The sequence below is a fragment of the Deinococcus aquaedulcis genome (assembly GCF_019693445.1).
Classification (GTDB): domain Bacteria; phylum Deinococcota; class Deinococci; order Deinococcales; family Deinococcaceae; genus Deinococcus; species Deinococcus aquaedulcis.
Map to the genome: position 1 here is coordinate 88080 of NZ_JAHRBL010000006.1, position 20775 is coordinate 108854.

Annotated in this window: 17 protein-coding genes; 9 read left to right on the forward strand and 8 right to left on the reverse strand. The window is 68.6% G+C overall.

The window, feature by feature from the left end:
- Positions 1–12: 12 nt before the first annotated feature.
- The 6 genes from KMW22_RS09595 to KMW22_RS09620 form a co-directional block, all read right to left on the reverse strand.
- Positions 13–1416 (reverse strand): DUF2336 domain-containing protein, encoded by a 1404-nt coding sequence (locus tag KMW22_RS09595; RefSeq protein ID WP_221089826.1) that lies wholly within the window; start codon positions 1414–1416, stop codon positions 13–15.
- Complete coding sequence (gene nudC, locus KMW22_RS09600; RefSeq protein ID WP_221089827.1) at positions 1413–2252, reverse strand: NAD(+) diphosphatase; 840 nt, start codon at positions 2250–2252, stop codon at positions 1413–1415. Before nudC ends, KMW22_RS09595 begins: the two co-directional genes overlap by 4 nt.
- Positions 2249–3367 carry a vWA domain-containing protein gene (locus KMW22_RS09605; protein ID WP_221089828.1) on the reverse strand — a complete coding sequence of 373 codons (1119 nt, stop codon included), beginning with the start codon at positions 3365–3367 and terminating at the stop codon, positions 2249–2251. Before KMW22_RS09605 ends, nudC begins: the two co-directional genes overlap by 4 nt.
- Entirely contained in the window at positions 3364–4077 is a 714-nt protein-coding gene (locus tag KMW22_RS09610) for a hypothetical protein (protein ID WP_221089829.1), read from the reverse strand. Before KMW22_RS09610 ends, KMW22_RS09605 begins: the two co-directional genes overlap by 4 nt.
- 43 nt (positions 4078–4120) lie before the next feature.
- Complete coding sequence (locus KMW22_RS09615; RefSeq protein WP_221089830.1) at positions 4121–5143, reverse strand: ATP-binding protein; 1023 nt, start codon at positions 5141–5143, stop codon at positions 4121–4123.
- An 80-nt stretch (positions 5144–5223) separates the two neighbouring features.
- On the reverse strand, positions 5224–5769 hold the full coding sequence (locus KMW22_RS09620; RefSeq protein WP_221089831.1) for a hypothetical protein: 546 nt from the start codon (positions 5767–5769) through the stop codon (positions 5224–5226).
- Between the two features lie 314 nt (positions 5770–6083).
- On the opposite strand from KMW22_RS09620, the gene KMW22_RS09625 reads away from it, so the two are divergent.
- The 4 genes from KMW22_RS09625 (at position 6084) to KMW22_RS09640 (ending at position 12097) form a co-directional block, all read left to right on the forward strand.
- Positions 6084–6704, forward strand: a complete 621-nt coding sequence (locus KMW22_RS09625) for a hypothetical protein (RefSeq protein ID WP_221089832.1) — start codon at positions 6084–6086, stop codon at positions 6702–6704.
- Between the two features lie 104 nt (positions 6705–6808).
- Positions 6809–9871 (forward strand): heterodisulfide reductase-related iron-sulfur binding cluster, encoded by a 3063-nt coding sequence (locus KMW22_RS09630; RefSeq protein WP_221089833.1) that lies wholly within the window; start codon positions 6809–6811, stop codon positions 9869–9871.
- A gap of 92 nt (positions 9872–9963) precedes the next feature.
- Complete coding sequence (locus KMW22_RS09635; protein ID WP_221089834.1) at positions 9964–10809, forward strand: DegV family protein; 846 nt, start codon at positions 9964–9966, stop codon at positions 10807–10809.
- A gap of 97 nt (positions 10810–10906) precedes the next feature.
- A complete protein-coding gene (locus KMW22_RS09640; RefSeq protein WP_221089835.1) occupies positions 10907–12097 on the forward strand; it encodes a serine hydrolase in 1191 nt (396 codons plus the stop codon).
- A gap of 153 nt (positions 12098–12250) precedes the next feature.
- Here the strand turns inward: KMW22_RS09640 and KMW22_RS09645 are convergent, their stop codons facing one another.
- Positions 12251–13252 carry a DHH family phosphoesterase gene (locus tag KMW22_RS09645; RefSeq protein WP_221089836.1) on the reverse strand — a complete coding sequence of 334 codons (1002 nt, stop codon included), beginning with the start codon at positions 13250–13252 and terminating at the stop codon, positions 12251–12253.
- Positions 13253–13452: 200 nt separating this feature from the next.
- On the opposite strand from KMW22_RS09645, the gene KMW22_RS09650 reads away from it, so the two are divergent.
- From KMW22_RS09650 to KMW22_RS09665, 4 genes are all read left to right on the forward strand, one after another.
- Positions 13453–14115 carry a hypothetical protein gene (locus KMW22_RS09650; RefSeq protein ID WP_328774653.1) on the forward strand — a complete coding sequence of 221 codons (663 nt, stop codon included), beginning with the start codon at positions 13453–13455 and terminating at the stop codon, positions 14113–14115.
- A gap of 209 nt (positions 14116–14324) precedes the next feature.
- On the forward strand, positions 14325–14942 hold the full coding sequence (locus tag KMW22_RS09655) for an HAD family hydrolase (protein ID WP_221089838.1): 618 nt from the start codon (positions 14325–14327) through the stop codon (positions 14940–14942).
- A gap of 236 nt (positions 14943–15178) precedes the next feature.
- Complete coding sequence (gene aceA, locus KMW22_RS09660) at positions 15179–16507, forward strand: isocitrate lyase (protein ID WP_221089839.1); 1329 nt, start codon at positions 15179–15181, stop codon at positions 16505–16507.
- A gap of 257 nt (positions 16508–16764) precedes the next feature.
- Entirely contained in the window at positions 16765–17829 is a 1065-nt protein-coding gene (locus KMW22_RS09665) for a right-handed parallel beta-helix repeat-containing protein (protein ID WP_235692814.1), read from the forward strand.
- 475 nt (positions 17830–18304) lie between these two features.
- On the opposite strand, the gene KMW22_RS09670 is transcribed toward KMW22_RS09665, so the two are convergent.
- Positions 18305–19816 (reverse strand): histidine kinase N-terminal 7TM domain-containing diguanylate cyclase, encoded by a 1512-nt coding sequence (locus KMW22_RS09670; RefSeq protein WP_221089840.1) that lies wholly within the window; start codon positions 19814–19816, stop codon positions 18305–18307.
- Positions 19817–20035: 219 nt separating this feature from the next.
- On the opposite strand from KMW22_RS09670, the gene KMW22_RS09675 reads away from it, so the two are divergent.
- Positions 20036–20473: a hypothetical protein gene (locus KMW22_RS09675; RefSeq protein WP_221089841.1), complete on the forward strand. Its 438-nt coding sequence runs from the start codon at positions 20036–20038 to the stop codon at positions 20471–20473.
- The last annotated feature ends 302 nt before the right edge of the window (positions 20474–20775 follow it).

The window sequence follows — 20775 nt, forward strand, 5'->3', positions numbered from 1 at the left end:
TCCGCGCGTCTGTCATTCGGCGGAGGGCCCCTCCAGTTCGGCACGCACGCTGGGATCAGGGTCCCCGGCCAGGGCCGTGCGCAGGGTAGGGGAGAGGTCGGCCCGGCCTGCCAGAGCAAGGCGCACGCCGTCGTCTGGATCGTTGCGCAGGGCCTCCTGGGCAGGGGCGGGCAGCGCCGGGTGACGCGCGGCGGCCCGGCGCACCCCGGCGTTGGGGTCGCTCGCCAGGGCGGCCAGGGTCTCCGGGGGCGTGGTGGGTGCGTAGGCCACGGCCCGGCGCACCTCGGCGTGAGGGTCGGCGGCCAGGGTGGTCAGACGCGCCGGGCCCAGGTCGGGGCGCACGGCCAGCACGGTGCGCACATTGGCGTCTGTGTCGTGCAGCAGGGCGTCCAGCACCGTGCCCGAGAGCCCCTCGGCGCTGGCCACATGCAGGCGGATGTCCGCTTCGGGGGCGCGGGCCAGGGCCAGCACCGCCTCGTCGGGAAGGTCATGGCGCTCCAGCACCGCGCGGCGTACGGCTTCGGCTTCATCGGCGGCCAGGCGCACCAGAGTTCCGGCGGGGGTGTCGGGGCGGCGGGCCAGGGCGGCGCGCACGTCGGGGTCAGCGTCCTGCTCGGCGCGGGTCAGCCATTCGGGCGGCACGGTCCAGGCCTGCAGCGTGGCGGCGCGCACCGCCGGGTCGTCGCTGCCCGCCAGCCACGCGCGCACGTTGCGCGGCAGGTCTATACGGCGGGCCAGGGTGGCCAGCACGTCGGGGTCGCCGTCGGCGGCCAGGGTGATCAGGCAGTCCAGCGGCAGGTCCAGGCGCCGGGCCACAGCGGCGCGCACCATGCCGTGTGCGTCGGTCACCAGAGTGCGCAGCACGTCGCCGGGCAGGTCCGGGCGACCCGCCACGGCCTTGCGCACGTCGTAGTCGTCGTCGGCCGCCAGCTGGCGCACCAGGGGTTCAGGCAGAACCTCGCGCCGGGCCACCGCCTCGCGGATCTGCCAGCCTGCGTCCTGCGCCAGGGCCGCCACCCGTTCGGGATTCAGGTCGGCGCGGGCCGCCAGAGCGGTGCGCACCGCGTAGTCCTCGTGGCGCAGCGCGGCGTCCACCACCCAGGCCGGGGCCTGCGGCGTGTTCAGCAGCGCCACCACGCCGTCGGCCGGAAAGTTGCCCAGCAGGCCTGGGCGGGCCAGACGCATCAGGGGCAGCCCCGGGTTGGCCAGCACGTCGGCCGGGTAGGCGGCGGCTAGGGTGCCCAGCACCTCCGGGGGGGTGTTGGGGTGCCGGGCCACCAGGGCGCGCACCCGGCTGTCCGGGTGGGCCGAGAGGCCACCCAGGGTTTCAGCGCTGGCACGCGGGGCGGCGGCGGCCTCCAGCGCGCCCTCGACCCCCAGAATGGTGAGGGTGCGCGGGTCCAGTTCGGTGGTCATGGGCCCGATGATGCCACGTTGCCCTGCGCCTGACCCACCGCCCGGTCAATCAGGGCGCGCGCAATGCTGAAGGGCCCCGGTAACCCCGGCAGGCGGTCCACCGGAAACCAGCGTGCGTCCTCAATCTCGCTGGGCTGCGGCACCACGTCGCCGCCTGTGTATTCGGCTTCAAAGCCCATCATCAGCGAGTGCGGAAAGGGCCAGGGCTGGCTGCCCACGTAGCGCAGGTGCTCAATGCGCACGCCGACTTCTTCCAGCACTTCGCGGTGCGCGGCGGCTTCCAGGGTTTCCGAGGGTTCCACAAAGCCCGCCAGCGCCGAGTACACACCGGGGGCAAAGTGGGGGCCGCGCGCCAGGAGCAGTTCCGTCTGTGGGCCCTGGCCGCGCCGGATCAGCACCATCACCACGGGCGCCACGCGCGGGTAGACCGTGAGGCCGCACGCCGGGCAGGTGCGGGCGCGTTCGTGGCCGGCTTCGGTCAGAGGGGCCCCGCAGCGCCCACAGAAGCGGTGGGTGCGGGCGAAGTCCAGCAGTTGCGCTGCGTACCCGGCCAGCCCCATCTGCACTTCGGGCAGGCGGGTCAGGCCCGCGCGCAGGGGCAGGGCCTCGAAGCCGGTGGGCAGGTCGCCAGCCAGCCCGGCCGCAAAGAAGGGCTGGCCGTGCAGCGTGCCCAGCGGCGTCACGTCTTCCACGGCAAAGGGGAGGGCGCCCTGCGGCAGCGTGCCGTTTTCTCCCAGCAGCAGGCGGGGCCCGTCAAAGAGAACCCACGCCGCGTCCTCGCCGGGCACCAGCGTCAGGCTGGGCTGGAAGCCTTCGGGGCGGCTGGTGGCCTTCACCCGTGTTCTTCCAGGCGCAGCACCTCGCCGAAGGGAAAGCCCTCGTCTTCCAGGCCGCCGGGCGGCACCACCCACAGCGTGGGCGTGCGGGGGGCCTGCTCGGGAAAGTCGCCGTAGCCGTCGGTGAGGTACACCAGCACGTCCGGCTCGTGCTCGTCCAGCAGGCGGAAGATGGGCCGGAAATCGGTCCCGCCGCCGCCCTGGGGGGCCGGAATGGGGCCGCCGGGGCTCAGGTCGTGCGGTCCGTAGGCCTCGGTATCGGCGTAATAGAGGGTGGCCTTCACATGCGGATAGGCCCCCAGCACCCCCTGGACCTCGCCCACCAGGGCCCGCACCGCGTCGTCGTCCACGCTGCCCGAGGTGTCCACGGCGATCAGGGCGCGCAGTGACTCGTCGTCCAGCGCCTCCAGGTACAGGCCCCGCCCCACAAAGCGGCGGTCAAAGCCGCCGAAATCCACTGGCGTGCGCGCCAGAAAGCGCCACAGGTGCGCGCGCCAGTCCAGCCGCGCCGGGGCCAGGCGCATCAGTTCGCGGTGCATGCCCAGGGGGTCGTCGCCCTTGCCGCCGCTCATGGCGTCCACGCTGCGGGCCTGGGCCAGCGCCTGCTGCCACTGCCGCGCCACGCTCTGGCCGGGCTTGCCCTGCTTGGGGGGCGCGTCGCCGGGCGGTGCGTCCAGCAGGTCGTCGCCGTCCTCGTCGCCGTCGCCTTCGGCTTCGCCCTCCAGCGCGGTGTAGACCTCTTCCACGCTTAAGCGCTCCAGGTGCTCGTCGCGCCGGGACTGCGGAGGCGTGGGCAGCCCGGCCGCCGCCACCATGCCGTTCACAATCAGGTCGGCCGACTTGTTCCAGCGCTTCTTCTCGCGCGGCCCACGCCGCTCCACATGCGACAGCGCCGCGTGCAGGACCTCGTGCAGCAGCAGGCCGTCTAGCACGTCAGGGGGTAGGCTGGCGGCCACCTCGGGGTTCACGTACACGCGCTCGCCGTCGGTGCCCGCTGCTGCTACCTCGCGCGAGGGCACGAATTCCGCGTGCAGCAGCAGCGTGGCAAAGAACGCCGACTTGCCCCGCAGCCGCAGGCGCGAGCCGGAAATCAGGCGCTGGAAGTCGGGGGTCATGCGGTCCTCGCCTCACCGCCAGCAGGCACTCGGGTGAAGAGGGCGCTCAGCAGCGGCAGGCTCAGGAGGTAGCCCACCATGAGCAGTTGCTGGCGCAAAAGCCCCTGGTGGTGTGGCGGCACCGCCAGCTCCTGGGCGCTGTAGACGGCCCCACCGAAACTGGCCAGTTGGACAGCCGCCGGCTTGGGAAGCGCGGCCAGCTCCTGGTAAAACGCCTTGGACACCACCTTTTCCTCCTCTGCGCTGGCGAGCAGCGCGTAGTGGTAGCCCCCTTCCTGTTCATAGCCCACCTGGGTCACCACCTGCGTCTGTAGTGGTGGGCCCAGCAACAGGGAGACCGCTTCGTAGATCGTGGGCGCCGAGATGAGCAGCAAAATCGGCAAACCGGCCCCCACCACCATGGCCATGGCGGGCGCAAAGCTGGCGGTGCCCGTCAGTGCGCCAGCGATGGCTGGGAAAATAAGAAAGGTGGTGAGCGAAGCCAACGCCGCGAGTGGAAGCACATGGCTGTCCATGTCTGGCACGCTCAAACGATCCGACAGGACCAGCAGCACGCCAATAGAGATCAGGTGGAAGACCAGCAAGGTGGCATACAGCCCAGTCTTACGAAAAGCCCGCTCCTGCGGCTCGGTCAGGGCAGCCAGAAGAGGAAGCCCGATCAACCAGACAAAGACGAGCAGGGTCAGCGCGCCCGCCAACAGGGCCGTCACCTGTTCCCCCTGGTCATCTGCCCTGTCCTCGCGGCCACTGGTCTCACCCTTCCGTCAGCGCCAGGGTGCCCTGCACCAGCGCGGCGAGGCGCTCGTCGCGGCCGATCAGGGCGGCCAGTTCGCCCAGCTGACCAATGGCCTGGAACTTGCTCACCAGGGTGGCCACGTACAGCTGCAGCCATTCGGGGCCCGCGCTGTCGGCCAGCCAGGTAAAGGCGTGGTAGGCCTGATCGGCGTCTGCCGCGCGGGCCGCGAGGCCCACCACGGCGGCGTAGCGCACGCTGGGTTCGTCGGGCAGGCGCAGGCCAGTGCCGCGTCCTTCCAACACAATCCCCAGGTCCGGCAGCTGCTCGTACAGGCGCACAAAGGCGCTGAATTCGGCGCCTGCTGCCTCGCCAATGGCCGGGGCGGTGTCCAGCCCGGCGCGGTGCAGGCGCGAGGCCATTTCCCAGGCGCGCGGGCTGGGCCACGCGGGCTGCTGGGGATCCAGGCGGTGCAGCAGTTCCGGGCGGAAGGTCAGGAAGGCGATGACGTGTTCATGCAGGCCCCGGCCCAGGGCGTAGCCACGCCACGACTCAAAGTCCGGGCGCACGGTGAGGTGCAGGAAGCGGTTGGCGAGCGGCGCGGGCATGTCGAACACGCTGGCGCGGTCCTCCTTGCGGTTGCCGGCCGCCCACACGAACCAGCCGCCCGGCAGCTCGTAGCTGCCCACCCGGCGGTCCAGGATGAGCTGCTGCGCCATCCCCTGCATGGTGGGCGGCGCCATGTTCACCTCGTCCAGAAACAGAATTCCGGCGCCGTGGCGGGGCAGAAATTCCGGCGGATACCAGCGGCTGACCCCACTGCCGGCGCCGTCGGCTTCGGGGACCGGTAGGCCGCGCAGGTCGGTGGGGGCCAGCTGCGAGAGGCGCACGTCCACGAACCCCAGGCCGTGCCGCTCGGCCACCTGCGCCACCACGCTGCTTTTGCCCACGCCGGGCGGGCCCCAGATCATGGTGGACAGTTTCAGGTCGCCGGTTACCAGGGCGCTGAGGTACGTTTGCAGTTCGGCGGCGGTCAGGCTCACGCCCCGCAGGGTAGCGCACGGGCCACGTGCAGGCGCCCGCAGACCGGTGAAGGCTGCGGGCGCGGGCGAGAATGCGGAGGTTACAGGGGGAGCACGCAGCTGGCGCTGGTCTGCGCGCTGCCCATGCGCTGGGTGCCTTCAATGGTCAGTTGCGGGGGCTGGGCGTAGGTGCCGAACTGGGCCTTGAAATCCATCTCGTAGGCAGGATTGGCCGAGGAGCTGTCGCTGAGCAGCCAGATCAGCATATGGGTGGGCCCCACATTCACCTGATGCGTAAAGATGCGGATGGTCGAGGCAGAGGGCGTGTGCGTGTACTTGAGGGTGGGGGTATCGAAGTCGTAGCTGCCGTTGGCGCGGATGGTCACGGTGCAGGCGGCGTTGGCCAGCGTTTTCCCACTGTAGGTGCCGGCCAGGCAGGCGCTGGCCGCCGGGTCGGAACTGTTCATTACCTGCGGGCAGGCGGCCAGGCGCGTGGTGATGGCCGAGCCGGGGCCAGGATTCGGCGTCGGGTTAGGCGTGGGGTTGGGGGTCGGGCCGGGCGTGGGGGCCGGGGCGCCGCCTCCGCCCGTGCAGGCAGCGAGGAGCAGGGGGAGCAGGGCGGCAGTGGTCAGCAGGGTCTGGCGCATATCAGGTTCTCCTTACAGGGGAAAAATGGGCATAGAAAACCGTCGCCGCCAGGGGAGGCGGACGGCGACGGAGGAAGGAATTAAGGCCGGGCTACTTGTCTTCGCAGGCGGGTGAGCGACAGGTCCAGTTCCCATCGGTGTGAAAGGAAGTGGCTGACACAGATGGTTCCAACGCCGAGGCAGCGGCGGCCAGTACCAGGAGCCTGGCCAGAAGTGTGCGGATCTTTTGCATAGGGTCCTCCGAGGTCAGAGTGGATAGATGCGTGAACCATCCTACGGGTCATCTAACACAAAAGAATCTGTAGACTTTTCCAATGGAGCGCGTTAAAATTGTCGATCCCGAAGCAATTCAGGTCCTCATGGACATTGCCAAGATTCGACTGCTGGCTCCGTTTATGGTGGAAGCGCGGACCGTGGCGCAGGTGGCTGAAGTAACAGGGTATTCCCACAACGCTCTGGGCTACTGGGTCAAGCGTTTCGTTCGCTTGGGTCTTCTGAAAGAAGTGGGCGAGCACCGCCCAGCCCGCTACCAGGCCGCCGCGCCGGAATTTCTGATTGATCCGTCCAGGGTGATGCCGCTGGACGACATGCTCGACGCGCTTTACCGCCCAGCCTGGAACCGGCTGCTGCAAGGCTATACGCGGGAACACCGCCGGGTTTCGGAGGATTGGTACGTCCTGCTGAAATCAAGCCCAGACGGTCTTGTGACGCGGCAGGAAGTTGCCGCCTGGCAGCTAGACGAGCCGCAAGCGCCGCCGCCAGTTCTTCCCCTCAACGATTGGGGCGTGATCCAGCTGTCCAGGGAAAAAGCGCGGGAACTGACGGCCCGGCTCTCAGCCCTGATGGGCGAGTATTTCGAAGAAGGCGCGGAGACCCCTCAGGACGATCTGTATGTCTTTCATCTGGGTCTCGCCAGAGATGTGCCCCACGAGTAGGCCAGCGCGTTCCGGCATGATAGCAGCAGCCTGAATCCGTTATACTTTGCACCGAGTCCAAGATTTTTTCTGCTGCCCCACCCTCTGCCTGAAGGAGTTCTCTCTTGCTGCCCCTCATTCATCAGATTCTGTTCTTCGTCTTTGCCCTGATTGCCGGTGGGTTCGGCCTGTGGGGCTTTTACCGGCTCTACCGGCGCGTGGCGCGGGGTGCTGCCGCCAGCGAGGCCCGCTTCGACCATCCCCTGCAGCGTCTGCTGTACGCCATCCGCGCCAGCCTGACCCAGGAGCGCACCTTCCGCCGCCGCACCTGGGTGAGCGTGCTGCACAGTTTTATTTTCTACGGCTTTGTGTACTACCTGCTGGTGAACGTGGTGGACGGCCTGGAAGGCTACATCCCCTTTCACATTTACAGCAAGGACAGTCCGCTGCTGGCCGGGTACAACCTGCTGGCCGACATCCTGAGTTTCCTGGTGCTCGTTGGCGTGATCAGTCTGGTGATTCGCCGCCTGTTCCTGCCCAGTAAGCGCGACTTCCGCTTCACCGAAAAAACGCTGCTGCACCCGCTGCTGCGCGCCAACTACATTCTGCGCGACTCGCTGATCGTGTCGGGCTTTATTACCTTCCACGTGGGCAGCCGCGTGCTGGGCAACGCCGCCAAGATGGTCGAGGAATCGCGGGTGCTGGGCGGCTACGATTCGTTCCAGCCGCTGTCCTCGGCGCTGGGGCGCGTGCTGTTTGGCGGGGCCAGCGAGCAGGCCATTGAGGGCTGGCGCATTGCCGGGTACTGGGGCGCGCTGGGTTCCATTCTGGCGTTCCTGGCGTACTTCCCGTTCAGTAAGCACATCCACATCTTCATGGCGCCTCTGAACTACGCCCTTAAGCGCCCCGTAGGCAGCGGCGTGCTGCCGCCCATGAAGGGACTGGCCGAGGCGATGGAAGCCGAGGAACCCAAGCTGGGCGTCGAAAAGCTCGAAGACCTGGAATGGCCTCGTCTGCTGGACGCCTACGCCTGCATTCAGTGCAACCGCTGCCAAGACGTGTGCCCGGCCAACGCCACCGGCAAGGCGCTGAGCCCAGCCGCGCTGGAAATCAACAAGCGCATGGAACTGAACGTGATCGCGGCGCACCCCAGCCCCTTCACGCTGAAGCCCGCACCCTTTGAAGCCGGGGCCAGCACCGCCCACCCGCTGCTGGAATACGCCATTAACGAGGAATCGGTCTGGGCCTGCACCACCTGTGGCGCCTGCATGCAGGTGTGCCCGGTGCAGGACGAGCAGATGCTGGACATCGTGGATATCCGCCGGCATCAGGTGATGGTGGCCGGGGAGTTCCCGCCCCAGCTGCAGACCGCCTTCCGGGGCATGGAGCGCGCCAGCAACCCCTGGGGCATCTCGCGCGACAAGCGCATGGAGTGGGCCGAGGGCCTGAAAGTTCCCACCATCGACGAGAACCCCGAGCCGGACGTCATCTACTGGGTGGGGTGCGCCGCCAGCTACGATCCCGGCGCGCAGAAAGTGGCCCGCGCCTTTGTGCAGCTGCTGGACAAGGCCGGTGTGAACTACGCGGTGCTGGGCAAGAAGGAAGCCTGCACAGGCGACAGCGCCCGCCGCGCCGGCAACGAATTCCTGTACCAGCAGTTGGCCGAAGAGAACGTGGCCACCCTGAACCAGGTGGCGCCGAAGCTGATCGTGGCGACCTGCCCGCACTGCATGAACGCCATCGGCCACGAGTACCGGCAGCTGGGGGGCGATTACCGCACCATTCACCACACCGAGTACCTGGAAACGCTGGTGGCGGCGGGCAAGCTGCCTATGGAGCAATTGGCCCAGAACGTCACCTACCATGACCCCTGCTACCTGGGCCGCCACAACGGCGTGTACGACGCCCCCCGCACCCTGATCACCAAGATGGCGGGCGAGGTGCTGGAACTGGAGCGCAGCCGCGAGAATTCGTTCTGCTGCGGGGCCGGCGGCGCGCAGTTCTGGAAGGAAGAGGAAGAGGGCCGCGAGCGCGTGTCCGACAACCGCTTCCGCGAGATTCAGGCCCGACTGGACAGTGCCAAGGTGGCCAGCGACGAATTCGAGCAGACCGGCAAGGTGGTCGCGGTGGGCTGCCCCTTCTGCAAGGCGATGATGAACTCCACGCCCGAAAAGCAGAAGCGCGACGACATCGTGGTCAAGGACGTGGCCGAGCTGATGCTGGAAAGCGTGCAGCGCGCCAGCGGCGAGTTCGTGTCCCCCGCCGTGGTCAGCGACCCGGCCGAGGTGCAGGCCGACGCCGCCATGACCCCGAACGCTGCCCTGCCGATGGAGCGCACGGGCGAAGCGCCCGGCACCGGTGCCCCGGAGGCCGTGGTGGGCGAAACCAGCGCCGACACCCTGAACGCCCAGCCCGGCAGCCCGGTGCAGAACCCGGACACCCAGCCCGAGCCGCAGGCTGCTGCGCCCACCCCTGCCGCCCGCAAGGCCTGGGCCCCAAAGGCGAAAGCCGACGATGTGGCGCCCGCCCCAGCCGCCCCGGCCCCAAACGCCTATGTTGCAGGAGCGCCGGCCCGCAAAGCCTGGGCCCCGAAAGCCAAGGCCGATGACGTGAGTCCAGCCCCAGTGGCAGCCTCTGAACCGGCCGAGCCTTCGGCCCCCGCGCGCAAGGCCTGGAAGCCCAAAGCGGCCGACGATGTGAACGCCGCGCCGGTGGCCCCGGCGCCTGCTGCGGCCGAACCTGCGACCCCCGCCGCCGAGGCCCCGGCCCGCAAAGCCTGGACGCCGAAGGCGAAGGCCGACGCCGCGCCCACACCAGCAGCGGCTGAGCCGACCCCGGCGGCCCAAAGCGCAGCGCCTGTCGCCAGCGACGCCGCCCCGGCCACGGGCGAGCGCAAGAAGTGGGCCCCGAAGGGTGGTGCGGCCCCCAGCACCCCCGCCGACCCGGCCGCTCCAGAGGCGCAAGCCGCGCCCGTCCCCAGTGCCCCGGCCGAAGCGGCCCCCGGCCCCGAACGCAAGAAGTGGGCCCCCAAGAGTGCCGCTGCGGCCCCTGCACCCGAAGCCCCTGCCCCGGCCGCCGAGGCCACCGAAGCCAGCGTGGCCCCCCAGCCTACCGCTGCTCCCCAGACTGACCCGGGCGACACTACCGCCACCGGCCGCAAGAAATGGACACCCAAAAAGGGGAGCTGAAGGCTGTTCCCCGCTGAACTTTCACCGCGCCGCCTGTCCGTATGACGGGCGGCGCCTCTTCATCGTGAGGCTGCTCACGGTAAGATCAGCGAATGACCATCGCCCTTGTCACGGACTCCACAAGTGACCTCAGCGCGCAGCTGTGCTCGGATCTCGGCCTTGTCAGCGTGCCGCTGTACGTGCTGTTCGACGGCAAAATGCACAAAGACGGCATCGAGATTACGCCTTCTGAGCTGTTCACCGGCCTGAAAGCGGGCAAAAAGACCCCCAGCACCAGCCAGCCCAGCCCGGCGGAGTTCGCCGCCGTGTACACCGAGGCCCTGCAGCGTGCCGACCACGTCCTCAGCGTGCATATCAGCGGGCAGATGTCCGGCACCGTGGGCAGCGCCCGGCTGGCCGCGCAGGAATTTGGCGACAAGGTGACGGTGGTGGACAGCAAGTCGGTCAGCATGGGTCTGGGCATGCGCGTGCTGCGTGCCCTGGACATGGTGCAGGCCGGGCGCAGCGTCGCCGAGATCGTGACCGAACTGGAGCGGGTCTCGCAGGTGGCAGATATCCGTTTTACCGTGGACACGCTGGATTTCCTGCGCATCAACGGGCGCATTGGCGGCGCGCAGGCGCTGCTGGGCAGCCTGCTGAACATCAAGCCCATCCTGACCGTGAAAAATGGCCGCGTGGAATCCGCCGGGCGTGTGCGCGGCCACAAAAAGGCCATGCAGGACCTCGTGGACCACGTGCGCAAGTACGCCGCGCAGCACGGCGGCGCGCGGGTGGCCTTCATGGCAACCCCCGGCGGCGAGGCGTACCTGAAAGAGGTCCGCGCGGGCCTGCAGGGGCTGCAACTCGACGACCTGGGCGACCATCCCATCGGCGCTGTGGTGGCCACGCACGCGGGCCCCGGCACCATTGGCGTGACCCTGGAACCCCTGCACGCTTAAGGGCGCATGGTCAAGCGCAGGCAGGGGGCGGCACGTGCCGCCTCGCAGGAAAGAAGCAGAGGCCCGGCCCACGTTCAACACGAAGGGCCGGGCTGAGATGAAGAGCACCAACCCCTGGGCCGCGCCGCTGCTGGCCCTGCTGCTGCTGGCCCTGCTGCTGCTGGCCCTGCTGCTGCTGGGGTGCCGCCCGCCGCCCCCGGAAGGGCAGGTGCGCCTGGAACGGGCGCCGGCCCCCACCACCGTGCAGGTGGACCGTCAGGCTGTGGCCCGCGACCCGGACGGCTGCCTGGCCCACGCGCCCCCGGTGCCCAAGGTCCCGCCGCCCCCGCACCACCTGAGCGGGCGACTGGGGCTGTGGGTGGCCGAGGTGGACCCCCAGACCCTGCTGCCCCTGCGGGCAGTGGGCACCAACCCCGACAGCGTGTTTCCGCTGGCCAGCACCTACAAACAGGCGGTGCTGTGGGCCACGCTGCGCGCGGTGGACCGGGGCGAGCTGCCGCCCACGGAGCGCTTTGCCGTCACGCGCGACAACCAGTCGCTGGGCGCCTACCCCTACGACGGCTCGAACGTGCGCACCCTGACCGAGCGCATGATTCGCAACAGCGACAACACCGCCACCGACATCCTGCACCGCCGGGTGGGGCTGCAGGCCGTTCAGGACACGGCCGACGAACTGGGCCTGTGTGCCACCCGCCTGATTCTGCCCACCCGCGACTGGTGGGTGGCGCAGGCGGGGCTGTCGGCCACCTACAGCGGTACCCGGCGCTGGGCCGGGGCGCGCGGCGAGGATCGGCTGCGGCTGGCGACCCTGATTGACCGCGACGCCCGCGTGTACCGCGCCGACTACTTGCAGCGGCGCCTGGACGATTATTTCGACCACCGCCACCGTCCCGAAGACGACCTGAAGGCCCTGAACATCAGCACGCCCTACGAGTTCGGCACGCTGGTGGCGCACGCCTTCCTGCGCTCCGGGCTGGGCCCCCGCACCCAGGCGTGGCAGCGCGAGGTCATGGCGATGGGCTACGGGCGCTCTGGCCTGAAACTCACCCATCAGGGCCGGGTGGCCTACGCGGCGGGCAAGGGCGGCAACGGCTGGCGCCTGCTGACCTACAGCGGCTACGTACGCACCAAGGCCGGGCAGCATCTGGTGTACGTGTTCATGCAGCACGGCGCCGATCAGACGTACACCATGCCAAACACCCGCCGCGCCTTTGCCTGGATTAACGCCGGGATAGACGCGGTGCTGCGGCAGCCAGCGGCCGGCGAGTCGCGCGCTGGCAAGCGGTAAACGCGGCGTTGTGCCGAGGCTGGTGGCAAGGGGCTGATTCTCCTTACCTCTGCTGTCAGTTGTGGACTGGTCTCTGTGCACGGCGCGAACAAACCAAGAGCGGCGTGGAGGTAGGCTGAGTGCCTCCGCGCCGCTCCCGCTTGATCGGTGCTGTCAGGTGCCCTGAGCTTCTTCGTCGGCGCGGGCCAGTTCGGCGGCCACGGCGGCGTCCAGCTGGCCCCGGGCTTCTTCATAGGGCAGGTTCAAAGTCGCGCCGGCGGCCGGGACATGGCCGCCGCCACCCAGGGCCACGGCGATGTTCTGGGCGCTCAGGCCCCCGCGCGAGCGCAACGATACCTTGATGCGCTCGCCGTAGTCCTTGATCATCACAGCCAGTTCGGCGCCCTCGGCGTTGCGCAGGGTGCCCACGTAGTTTTCCACGTCGTCCCAGGCGGCCCCAGCGCGCGTCAGCATTTCCTCGGTCACGCGGGCCAGCACCACCCGGCCGCCGTGCAGGAATTCCAGAGTGCCCAGCACCTCGCGCAGCAACGTGTAGTAGGTGCGCGGGTTGCGCCCCAGCTGGTCGCTCAGCCAGCCCAGGCGGGCGCCAGCCGCTCGCAGCCGCGCGGCGCACTCGAAGGTTTCCGGGGTCACGCTGTCAAAGCGGAAGCTGCCGGTGTCCGTGACCAGCCCCAGCATCAGCGGTGTGGCCACTTCGGGGGTCAGGGGGGCATTCATGGCGCCCAGCAGGTCGGCCACCATCATGGCGGCGGCGGGAATGGCCGGCTCCACCACGCCTGCCGTGGCCCGGCGGGCATTGGTGCCGTGGTGGTCCACGTTCACCACTGGCCCCGTGAACACGCTCAGGTCGGCGCCGGCCACCCGGGCCGGGTCGTTGTTGTCCACATCCAGCACGGCGGCCAGGGTGCCAGCAGGCCACTCGGTCAGGGGCTCCGCCAGTTCGCCGGGCCCGGGTAAAAAGGCCAGGTAGCGCGGCACGGTCATGGGGGCCAGCACCTCGCGTCCCAGTGCTCGCAGTGCCCGGGTCAGGCCCAGCACACTGCCCAGGGCGTCACCGTCAGGGTTTTCGTGTGACAGCACCACAATGGGCCCCGGGTGCGCGAGGAGCACGCGGGCCACGGCCTGTAACTGGTCTTGATAGGAAAGGCCACTCATTGCCTTCACTATAGGCAGTTGCGCCCCGCTGCCCCGCTTCCCGCCGCCTGCGGAAGACGGAGGATGCCCTCTTCAGGCCCGCTGCGGCGGGGCCTCGCTGGGCCAGGGCTCATCTGGGGTGGCGCCGCCCAGCCGCCTCGGTCGCTGCTCTGGGCCGAAATGTGAGGGGTCTGTGACAAGCGCGCCGTATGCTGAACACCGTGCTCTCCCGCCTGAATCTCGCCGCCCTGACCGATGAGGAACTGCAGGCCCTGGTCGGCCAGGAGCAGGCGGTGGCCCTGCTGCCCGAGATCAGCGCCGCGCGGCTGGTCGAGCGGGCGGTGCCGGGCCCCGGCGTGAGTGCCCTGCTGACCGCCGAGCCCCTCCCCGAGCGCCCCTGGGGCGCCAGCCCGGAGGAATCGCGCGCCCTGGCCGCCCTGCACGCCGACTTTCTGGCGGCGCAGGCCACCGCGCACGGCACCTTTTACCTGCCCACCGTCAACGAGGTGCGCCACCTGCGCTCCTACACCCTGGAACCGGACACCGCAGCGGCGCTGCGCTGGAGCGAAACGCCCGAGAGTGTGGGCGCTGGCTGGCCCTTCGTGCAACTGCTGACGTGGCTGCGGGACCGTGCCAGTGGGCTGGCCTGCGTGCTGACCACCAGCGCCCCGCATCCCCTGTCGCCGTCGCCAGGGGCCGAGGTGGATGTGCACCGCCACCCCGGCGCGGGCGTGGCCGACCTGCTGACCCTGCACCGCCAGTACGTGCTGCGGCACGGCCGGGGCCAGAAGCTGGCGCCCGACGGCGACTGGCTGCGTCCCTGGCAGGCCCTGCACGCCCTGAATCTGGGGGCCTGGGAGCGGCGGGGGCTGCTGCTCGCCTGAAGGAACCGGGACGGGACGCCTCTGATGCCAAAGCGGAGTGAGGAGAGCGAAGGGCTGCTGTTTCATCGCCGGAATCCTGTCTTCCCTCGTGTTCGGTCTGGAATGCCGCTCTGCGAGTTCGCTCACCCCACGCCTGCGGCCCACCTGAATGCTCCCGCTGTGCAGGCAGCGCGCCGGGGCCTGCGGGGCCGTTGCGCCACAATCGGCGGATGAGTGCTTCTCTTCCGGCCCGCCACGTCGCCTTCGACTGGGGCGGCGTGTTCACCATTGGCACCTTTGATGGCCGCAGCACCCAGAACGTGGCCGAGCGCGGGGGTGTGCCTGTGGAACGCGTGCGCGACAGCTATTTCCGCCATGTGCGGCAGCTGGAGGTGGGCGCCTGGACCCTGCCGCAGTTCTGGGCGGTGCTGCGGGAAGAAACCGGCCTGACGCTGTCCTACGAGGACTTCGAGCCGCTGTACCTGGGCAGCATTCACGACAACGCGCCCATGTACGCCACACTGGCCGCGCTGCCCCGGACCGTGCGTGTGGGCCTGCTGAGCAACAATTACCCCGTGGTGAGCGACCACCTGCGCCGGGATCCCCGCTTTGGCCGCTTTGACGCCCTGGTGTTCAGCAACGAACTGGGCCACAAGAAACCCGCCCCCGAGGCCTTTGCCGCGCTGGAACAGGCCATGGGCGTGCCCGCCGCGCAGGTGGCCTTTGTGGACGACGTGCAAGAAAACATTGACGCGGCGGTGGCCGCCGGCTTTCACGGCCTGCTGTACCACCACGACCACCACGCGGCCTTTGAAGCGGCCCTGGCGGCGTGGTTGCGCGGCGAATAGGGAAGGGGTGTGGCCCAGGGCGTCCAGTGGGGCGCCCTCTTTTTTTGCCCTGGGTGGTGTACCTCTCGCGGTGGTGTACTTCGCGCGGGTGTGGGTACACCACCCCAGCCGCCGGGGCCGGGCAGGCACAATGCCCCTACAGCAATACCCCGCCCACTTCCGGGCAAGCCGCCATTCCCCTGGTCCACGTCTCTGTGAGGCGTGGCACCGTCCCCCACACCTTGCGGAGGCCTCCCATGACCACCAATCCATCCGTTCCCAACCCGCGTACGCCCGCTGAAATTCTCGAAAAGACCTGGCAGACCGAGGAGCGCTGGCAGGGCATCAAGCGCAACTACACGGCTGAGGACGTGGTGAAATTGCGCGGCAGCCTGCCCATTGAGCACACGCTGGCCAAGCACGGCGCCCAGAAGCTGTGGCGGTCCATGAAAGAAGAGCCCTTCGTGAACGCGCTGGGCGCCCTGACCGGCAACCAGGCCATGCAGCAGGTGAAAGCGGGCCTGAAAGCCATTTACCTGTCCGGGTGGCAGGTGGCGGGCGATGCCAACAACGCCGGGCAGATGTACCCCGACCAGAGCCTGTACCCGGCCTCCAGCGTGCCGGATGTGGTGAAGCGCATCAACAACACCTTAAGGCGTGCCGACCAGATTCAGCACAGCGAAGGCAAGAGCGACATTGATTTCTTCGTGCCCATCGTGGCCGACGCCGAAGCGGGCTTTGGCGGGCCCCTGAACGCCTTTGAGCTGATGAAGGCCATGATCGAGGCGGGGGCAGCGGGCGTGCATTTCGAGGATCAGCTCGCCAGCGAGAAGAAGTGCGGGCATCTGGGCGGCAAGGTGCTGGTCCCCACCAGCCAGTTCATCCGCACGCTGAACGCCGCGCGCCTCGCCGCCGATGTGAGCGGCGTGCCCACCGTGCTGATCGCCCGCACCGACGCCGACGCCGCCAACCTGCTGACCAGCGACGTTGACGACAATGACAAGCCCTTCTGCACCGGCGAGCGCACCCCGGAAGGCTTCTACTACGTCAAGCCCGGGATTGAGCAGGCCATTGCCCGCGCCCTGGCCTACGCCCCCTACGCCGACGTGATCTGGTGCGAAACCAGCGTGCCCAATCTGGAGGACGCCCGCAGGTTCGCCGAAGCGGTGCACGCCCAGTTCCCCGGCAAGCTGCTGGCCTACAACTGCTCGCCCAGCTTCAACTGGAAAAAGAACCTGGACGACGAGACCATTGCCAAGTTCCAGGTGGAACTGGGCAAGCTGGGGTACAAGTTCCAGTTCATCACCCTGGCGGGGTTCCACTCGCTGAACATGAGCATGTTCGATCTCGCCTACGGCTACGCCCGCACCCAGATGAGCGCCTTCGTGGAGCTGCAGGAGCGCGAATTCGCGGCCCAGGAGCGCGGGTTTACAGCAGTCAAGCACCAGCGCGAGGTGGGCACCGGTTACTTTGACCTGGTGGCGCAGGCGGCCGGCGGCGGCCAGAGCAGCACCACCGCCCTGGCCGGCAGCACTGAGGCCCAGCAGTTCGGTAAAGAAAAGGAGCTGGTTGGCGCCCACGACTGAAGAACAATCATCCATGTCCGCCGCTGGGGTGCCTGTACAGGGCACCCCGGTTGCGTGCTGGGGACTGGGTTGGTGCGGCCAGGGGAGAGGGGTGCGGGTTTCTCTTCAGTGGTCGCCGCGCCAAGGCTCCGGCTCTCCAGGCAGGCAAGGTGTGCCCTTTTCCCCGTCACTGCCAGGGCCGCCGCTGTAGGGTGATGGGGCCAGGACGCCGGGGGCCACCCGCCCTGTCTGTCCGCGTCCTGCACAGGAGAGATGCGATGACGACCCACTTCCTTTCCGCTGCCCTGCTCGGTCTAACGCTTCTGCTGGGCGCCTGCACGTCCCCCACCGCCGCGCCGCCCTTGTCCCCACCTGTGGCTGCTCCCGCAGCAGACACGCCAGCGGCGCCGGCCCCCACTGCCGGGCGGGTGCTCACCGTGGGCCCTGGCAAGACCTACGCCACCATCCGCGCCGCTGTGGCTGTCTCCCGCGACGGCGATACGGTCCGCGTGGACCCCGGCACCTACACCAACGACTTTTTCGAGGTGAACACCCGCATCACCATCGAGAGCACCAGTGGGCTGGCGCGGCTGGTGGCGACCGTTTCCCCGCCCAACGGCAAGGCCATCATCACCACCAACACCGACGTGACTCTGCGCGGCCTAGAGCTGACAGGGGCAAAAGTGGCCGACCGCAACGGCGCGGGCGTGCGCTATCAGGGCGGGCACCTTGTCATTGAGGACAGTTACCTGCACGGCAACGAAAACGGGCTGCTGGCCAACAATGCGCCGCTGGGCAGCATCCGTATTCTCCGCTCGGAGTTCGCCCGCAATGGCCTGGGCGACCCGGGGCAAACCCATAACCTCTACGTGGGCGAGGTGGGCCAGCTGACCTTTGACCGCAGCTACTCCCACAGCGCCGCCGTGGGCCATGAATTCAAGAGCCGGGCGCGCAGCACCACCATTACGAACAGCCGCCTGTTCGACCTGCAGGGCACGGCCAGCTACAGCATTGACGTGCCCAACGGCGGCACCCTCACCGTGACCGGGAATGTCATTGAGCAGGGTGCCCAAAGCCAGAACTCTGCGATCCTTACCTACGGCACCGAAGGCCTGCTGCGCGAAGGCCGTACGGTGAACATCTCAAACAACGTGGTGGTCAACCGCCGTGCCACCGCCCTGGGCCTGTTGAACCCGGGCAAGGTGCCCATGACGATCACCAACAACACGCTGTATGGCCTGAGCGTGTCGCAGTTTCTGAACGGCACCTCGGGCACCGTGTCGGGCAATGTGGTCACCACGACAGCGCCGGTGCTGGACACCTCGCACCCGTTCACGCGGTAAAGCGGGTTGGTCGGAGCTGGGCCGCTGCAAGAGAGGTGCGGCTTCGGGATTCCTCAAGCCTGGGCAAGGGTCGGAGGCCTCCCGTGAGGTTGCCGGCCTACTTGCCCACTCACGTGCCTAACTTGGTTCAGAGCGGAACTCAGGACAGTTGAGGGGGTATTCCCTCAACTGTCCTGAGGCGAACGAAGTGAGTGTCCGAAAAAGACAGTGGCACAAGTGGAATTGAGGGGCCAAGAAGCGGCCCCTCAATGGAACTGGCAACCGCTGTTAGAACGGGGTGGCGCCCAGTTTGTGCCGAAAGAATCGTTTTTGCCCACGAGAAGGTTGGCCCCCTGTTGTACGGAACGCCTCTGATTTCAGAGCAGAGAAAACCGCAGGGGGCTTTTCTATCGCTGTCATCACGTCTTTCTCGTATCCGCGCTGCGCGTCCGCTCCCCCCTCGCCTTCAGGTCACCTGAGGTCCGTTTTGCAACTCTTAGCTGGCCCGGCTGCGGGCAGCGCGGTGCTGCGCTTTCTGGGCGTACATGCGCTCGTCGGCGAGATGAACCAGGGCCTCGCCAGCCCCCTCACCGGGAAAGTAGGCCACGCCCACGCTGGCCCCCATCTCGGGAAACCCCTGCGCCTGCACGCGCTGCACAATTCGGGCGATGCGGTCGTGAATGGCGCCCTCACCCTCGGTGGCGCTGTGGGCCAGCAGCAGGGCGAACTCGTCGCCCCCCAAGCGGTAGGCACGGTCCTCGGGGCGGAAGGCGCCCGGCAGCGCCCGCCCAAAGGCCGAGAGCAGCGCGTCGCCGTACGCGTGGCCCTGGCGGTCATTTACCGCTTTCAGGCCGTCCAGGTCAATCATGGTCACGGCCAGGGGCAGGCCATGCCGCTGGGCGCGGGCGGTTTCGCGGGCCAGATCGGTTTCAAAGGCGCGGCGGTTGCCCAGGCCCGTCAGCGTGTCTTCGCTGGCGAGGCGCTGCACCCGGGCGTGTTCCTGGGCGCGCTCGGTGACGTCGCGGGCCACCACCGCCTGCCCCAGGGCGTTGCCGCGCGCGTTGCGCACCGTGGACAGCCGCAGTTCCCAGACCTCGCTGCCGGGGCGCCACTCTACGGGGCGGTCCTCGGCCACCTGGGGCCAGCTCTGGAACACGTCGCCCATGCGCACGCCGCGCAGTACAGCGGGAGGCCGCCCCGCCAGCCGCGCGGCGCGTTCATTGGCCTCCAGAATGCGGCCCCGGGCGTCCAGCACGAACACGGCGTCGGCCAGTTGCTCCACCACCTGCCGGTGGGCCAGCGGCGCGACCCGCAGCAGGCCGTAGCGCAGCATCCCCCAGGCCACCGGTACCAGACACAGCGCGAAGACCACCGGAGCGGGGGTGGCGCCGCCCGGCAACACCGGTACACCCAGCAGGTAGGCGGTGTTCACCAGCGTGGGCAGCACCGCCGCCAGCAACAGCAGCGTGATCTGGTGGCGTTCGGCCCCGTGCCCGGCGCGCCACGCGGGCAGCAGCAGTCCTGCGCCCCAGGCCAGCAGGGCGTTGGGATAGGCCACGATCAGCAGCCAGTACAGCGGCTGGCGCCCAACCTCGCCCCATACCGGTACGGTGCCCGCCGGGTACTGCCAGATCAGGCCGTGGCGGTCATTCGTCCAGATCAGGGCCAGGGTCAGCAATGGCGCGGCCAGCAGGGCCAGCACCCGGGGCCAGGGCATCGGCTCGGGCATAGGTCGCAGGTGGCGCTGCACCAGGACCAGCCACGCCACCGGAATGGTCAGGATGCCCAGAAACTGCACCAGCCCCCAGTCCCAGCGCCCCTGCGCGTCACTGGCCGACAGCGACAGCAGGTCGGCGCCCAGCCACACGCAGGTGGCCAGCAGCACCGCCAGAAACGCCCGCTGCAGGGCGTGCGCGGTGCGGTGCATGGTGTTTCCTGCCATCAGCAGGGTGACCAGCAGGGCCAGCAACGTGGGCAGCAGGTCGGGGGTCAGGGTGAACTGGGTCATGGGCGGCCTTTGGTGAGGGGAGGGAACTGGCCGCCACGCTAGCGCCCCTGGCCTTGCAAACCTCTCACGGGGCCCAAGCTGTTCATTTGCTCAAGGTTAAGCGATTAGGCGGGGGCAAGATACGGCTGCTTTATAGGAGTCAGGCCGCGCGCTGCTTTCAGCTGGTCTGTCCATCCCTAAGGCGGATGCCAGCTGCACTGGATGGCCTTAACTTGGCTCATGCTTCTACTGGCGGCGGCGCTGTTCTTCTCAGTGACCTTCCCTGGGGGCGCCGCAGTGCAGGTGCCCCTCAGCGACCCGGGGCCAGAGGACCTGTTCACCGAGGCCCAGCCCACCGTTTCTCTCAACCGCAGCCGCAGCGCCGCTGTGGTTCGGCGCTGCGTGTTCGGGCCCGTCAACGCCGACTGGTGCGATCTCATGCTGGTCCGGGCAAACGGCGAGGTCCAGACCCTCTGGCGTCCTCGGGGCATTCCCGGTCAGGTCTGGACCGTAGACGGGCGCTACGTGGTGGCCTGGAACGACGCTTCACTGCGACTCTGGAACCTGCGGGGACAGGTGCGGGGCGTCATGCCCGACCTGCCGCTCACGTCCGGGCAGCGAATGTTCGGGCGCGACATCCGCAAGGTGTGGTTTCACAGCAGAGCCCAGATGCATTGAGGGTCTCCACCCTCAGTGCATCTGGGCCGAACGGAGTGAGTATCTAGAAAAGACGGCGGCAGAAGTAGAATTGAGGGGCGTTCTTGGCCCCTCAATGGAACTGGCAGCCGCTGTCAAGACCAGGCCCTGTGCTTGTGGGTGCGTTTCACCTTTGGACCGGGCGACGCGCTGGCGCCTGTCCTGCCGGGCGAGGCGCCCACCCCGAACGTCAAGGCGCTCACGACGACCTCTCGGCTTCTCGCTTACCACTGGCCTTCCCTGTCCCCAAAGGAAGAGGCGGCCTGTCGCCGCCTCTGAACGTT

What these genes read in the sequence shown, in the direction of transcription:
- KMW22_RS09675 (WP_221089841.1), top strand. Translation starts at nt 20,036, where the DNA reads ATGCTTCTACTGGCGGCGGCGCTGTTCTTCTCAGTGACCTTCCCTGGG.
- aceA (WP_221089839.1), top strand. Translation starts at nt 15,179, where the DNA reads ATGACCACCAATCCATCCGTTCCCAACCCGCGTACGCCCGCTGAAATT.
- KMW22_RS09620 (WP_221089831.1), bottom strand. Translation starts at nt 5,769, where the DNA reads ATGCGCCAGACCCTGCTGACCACTGCCGCCCTGCTCCCCCTGCTCCTC.
- KMW22_RS09655 (WP_221089838.1), top strand. Translation starts at nt 14,325, where the DNA reads ATGAGTGCTTCTCTTCCGGCCCGCCACGTCGCCTTCGACTGGGGCGGC.
- KMW22_RS09645 (WP_221089836.1), bottom strand. Translation starts at nt 13,252, where the DNA reads ATGAGTGGCCTTTCCTATCAAGACCAGTTACAGGCCGTGGCCCGCGTG.
- KMW22_RS09605 (WP_221089828.1), bottom strand. Translation starts at nt 3,367, where the DNA reads ATGACCCCCGACTTCCAGCGCCTGATTTCCGGCTCGCGCCTGCGGCTG.
- KMW22_RS09670 (WP_221089840.1), bottom strand. Translation starts at nt 19,816, where the DNA reads ATGACCCAGTTCACCCTGACCCCCGACCTGCTGCCCACGTTGCTGGCC.
- KMW22_RS09595 (WP_221089826.1), bottom strand. Translation starts at nt 1,416, where the DNA reads ATGACCACCGAACTGGACCCGCGCACCCTCACCATTCTGGGGGTCGAG.
- KMW22_RS09625 (WP_221089832.1), top strand. Translation starts at nt 6,084, where the DNA reads ATGGAGCGCGTTAAAATTGTCGATCCCGAAGCAATTCAGGTCCTCATG.
- KMW22_RS09640 (WP_221089835.1), top strand. Translation starts at nt 10,907, where the DNA reads ATGAAGAGCACCAACCCCTGGGCCGCGCCGCTGCTGGCCCTGCTGCTG.
- KMW22_RS09665 (WP_235692814.1), top strand. Translation starts at nt 16,765, where the DNA reads ATGACGACCCACTTCCTTTCCGCTGCCCTGCTCGGTCTAACGCTTCTG.
- KMW22_RS09635 (WP_221089834.1), top strand. Translation starts at nt 9,964, where the DNA reads ATGACCATCGCCCTTGTCACGGACTCCACAAGTGACCTCAGCGCGCAG.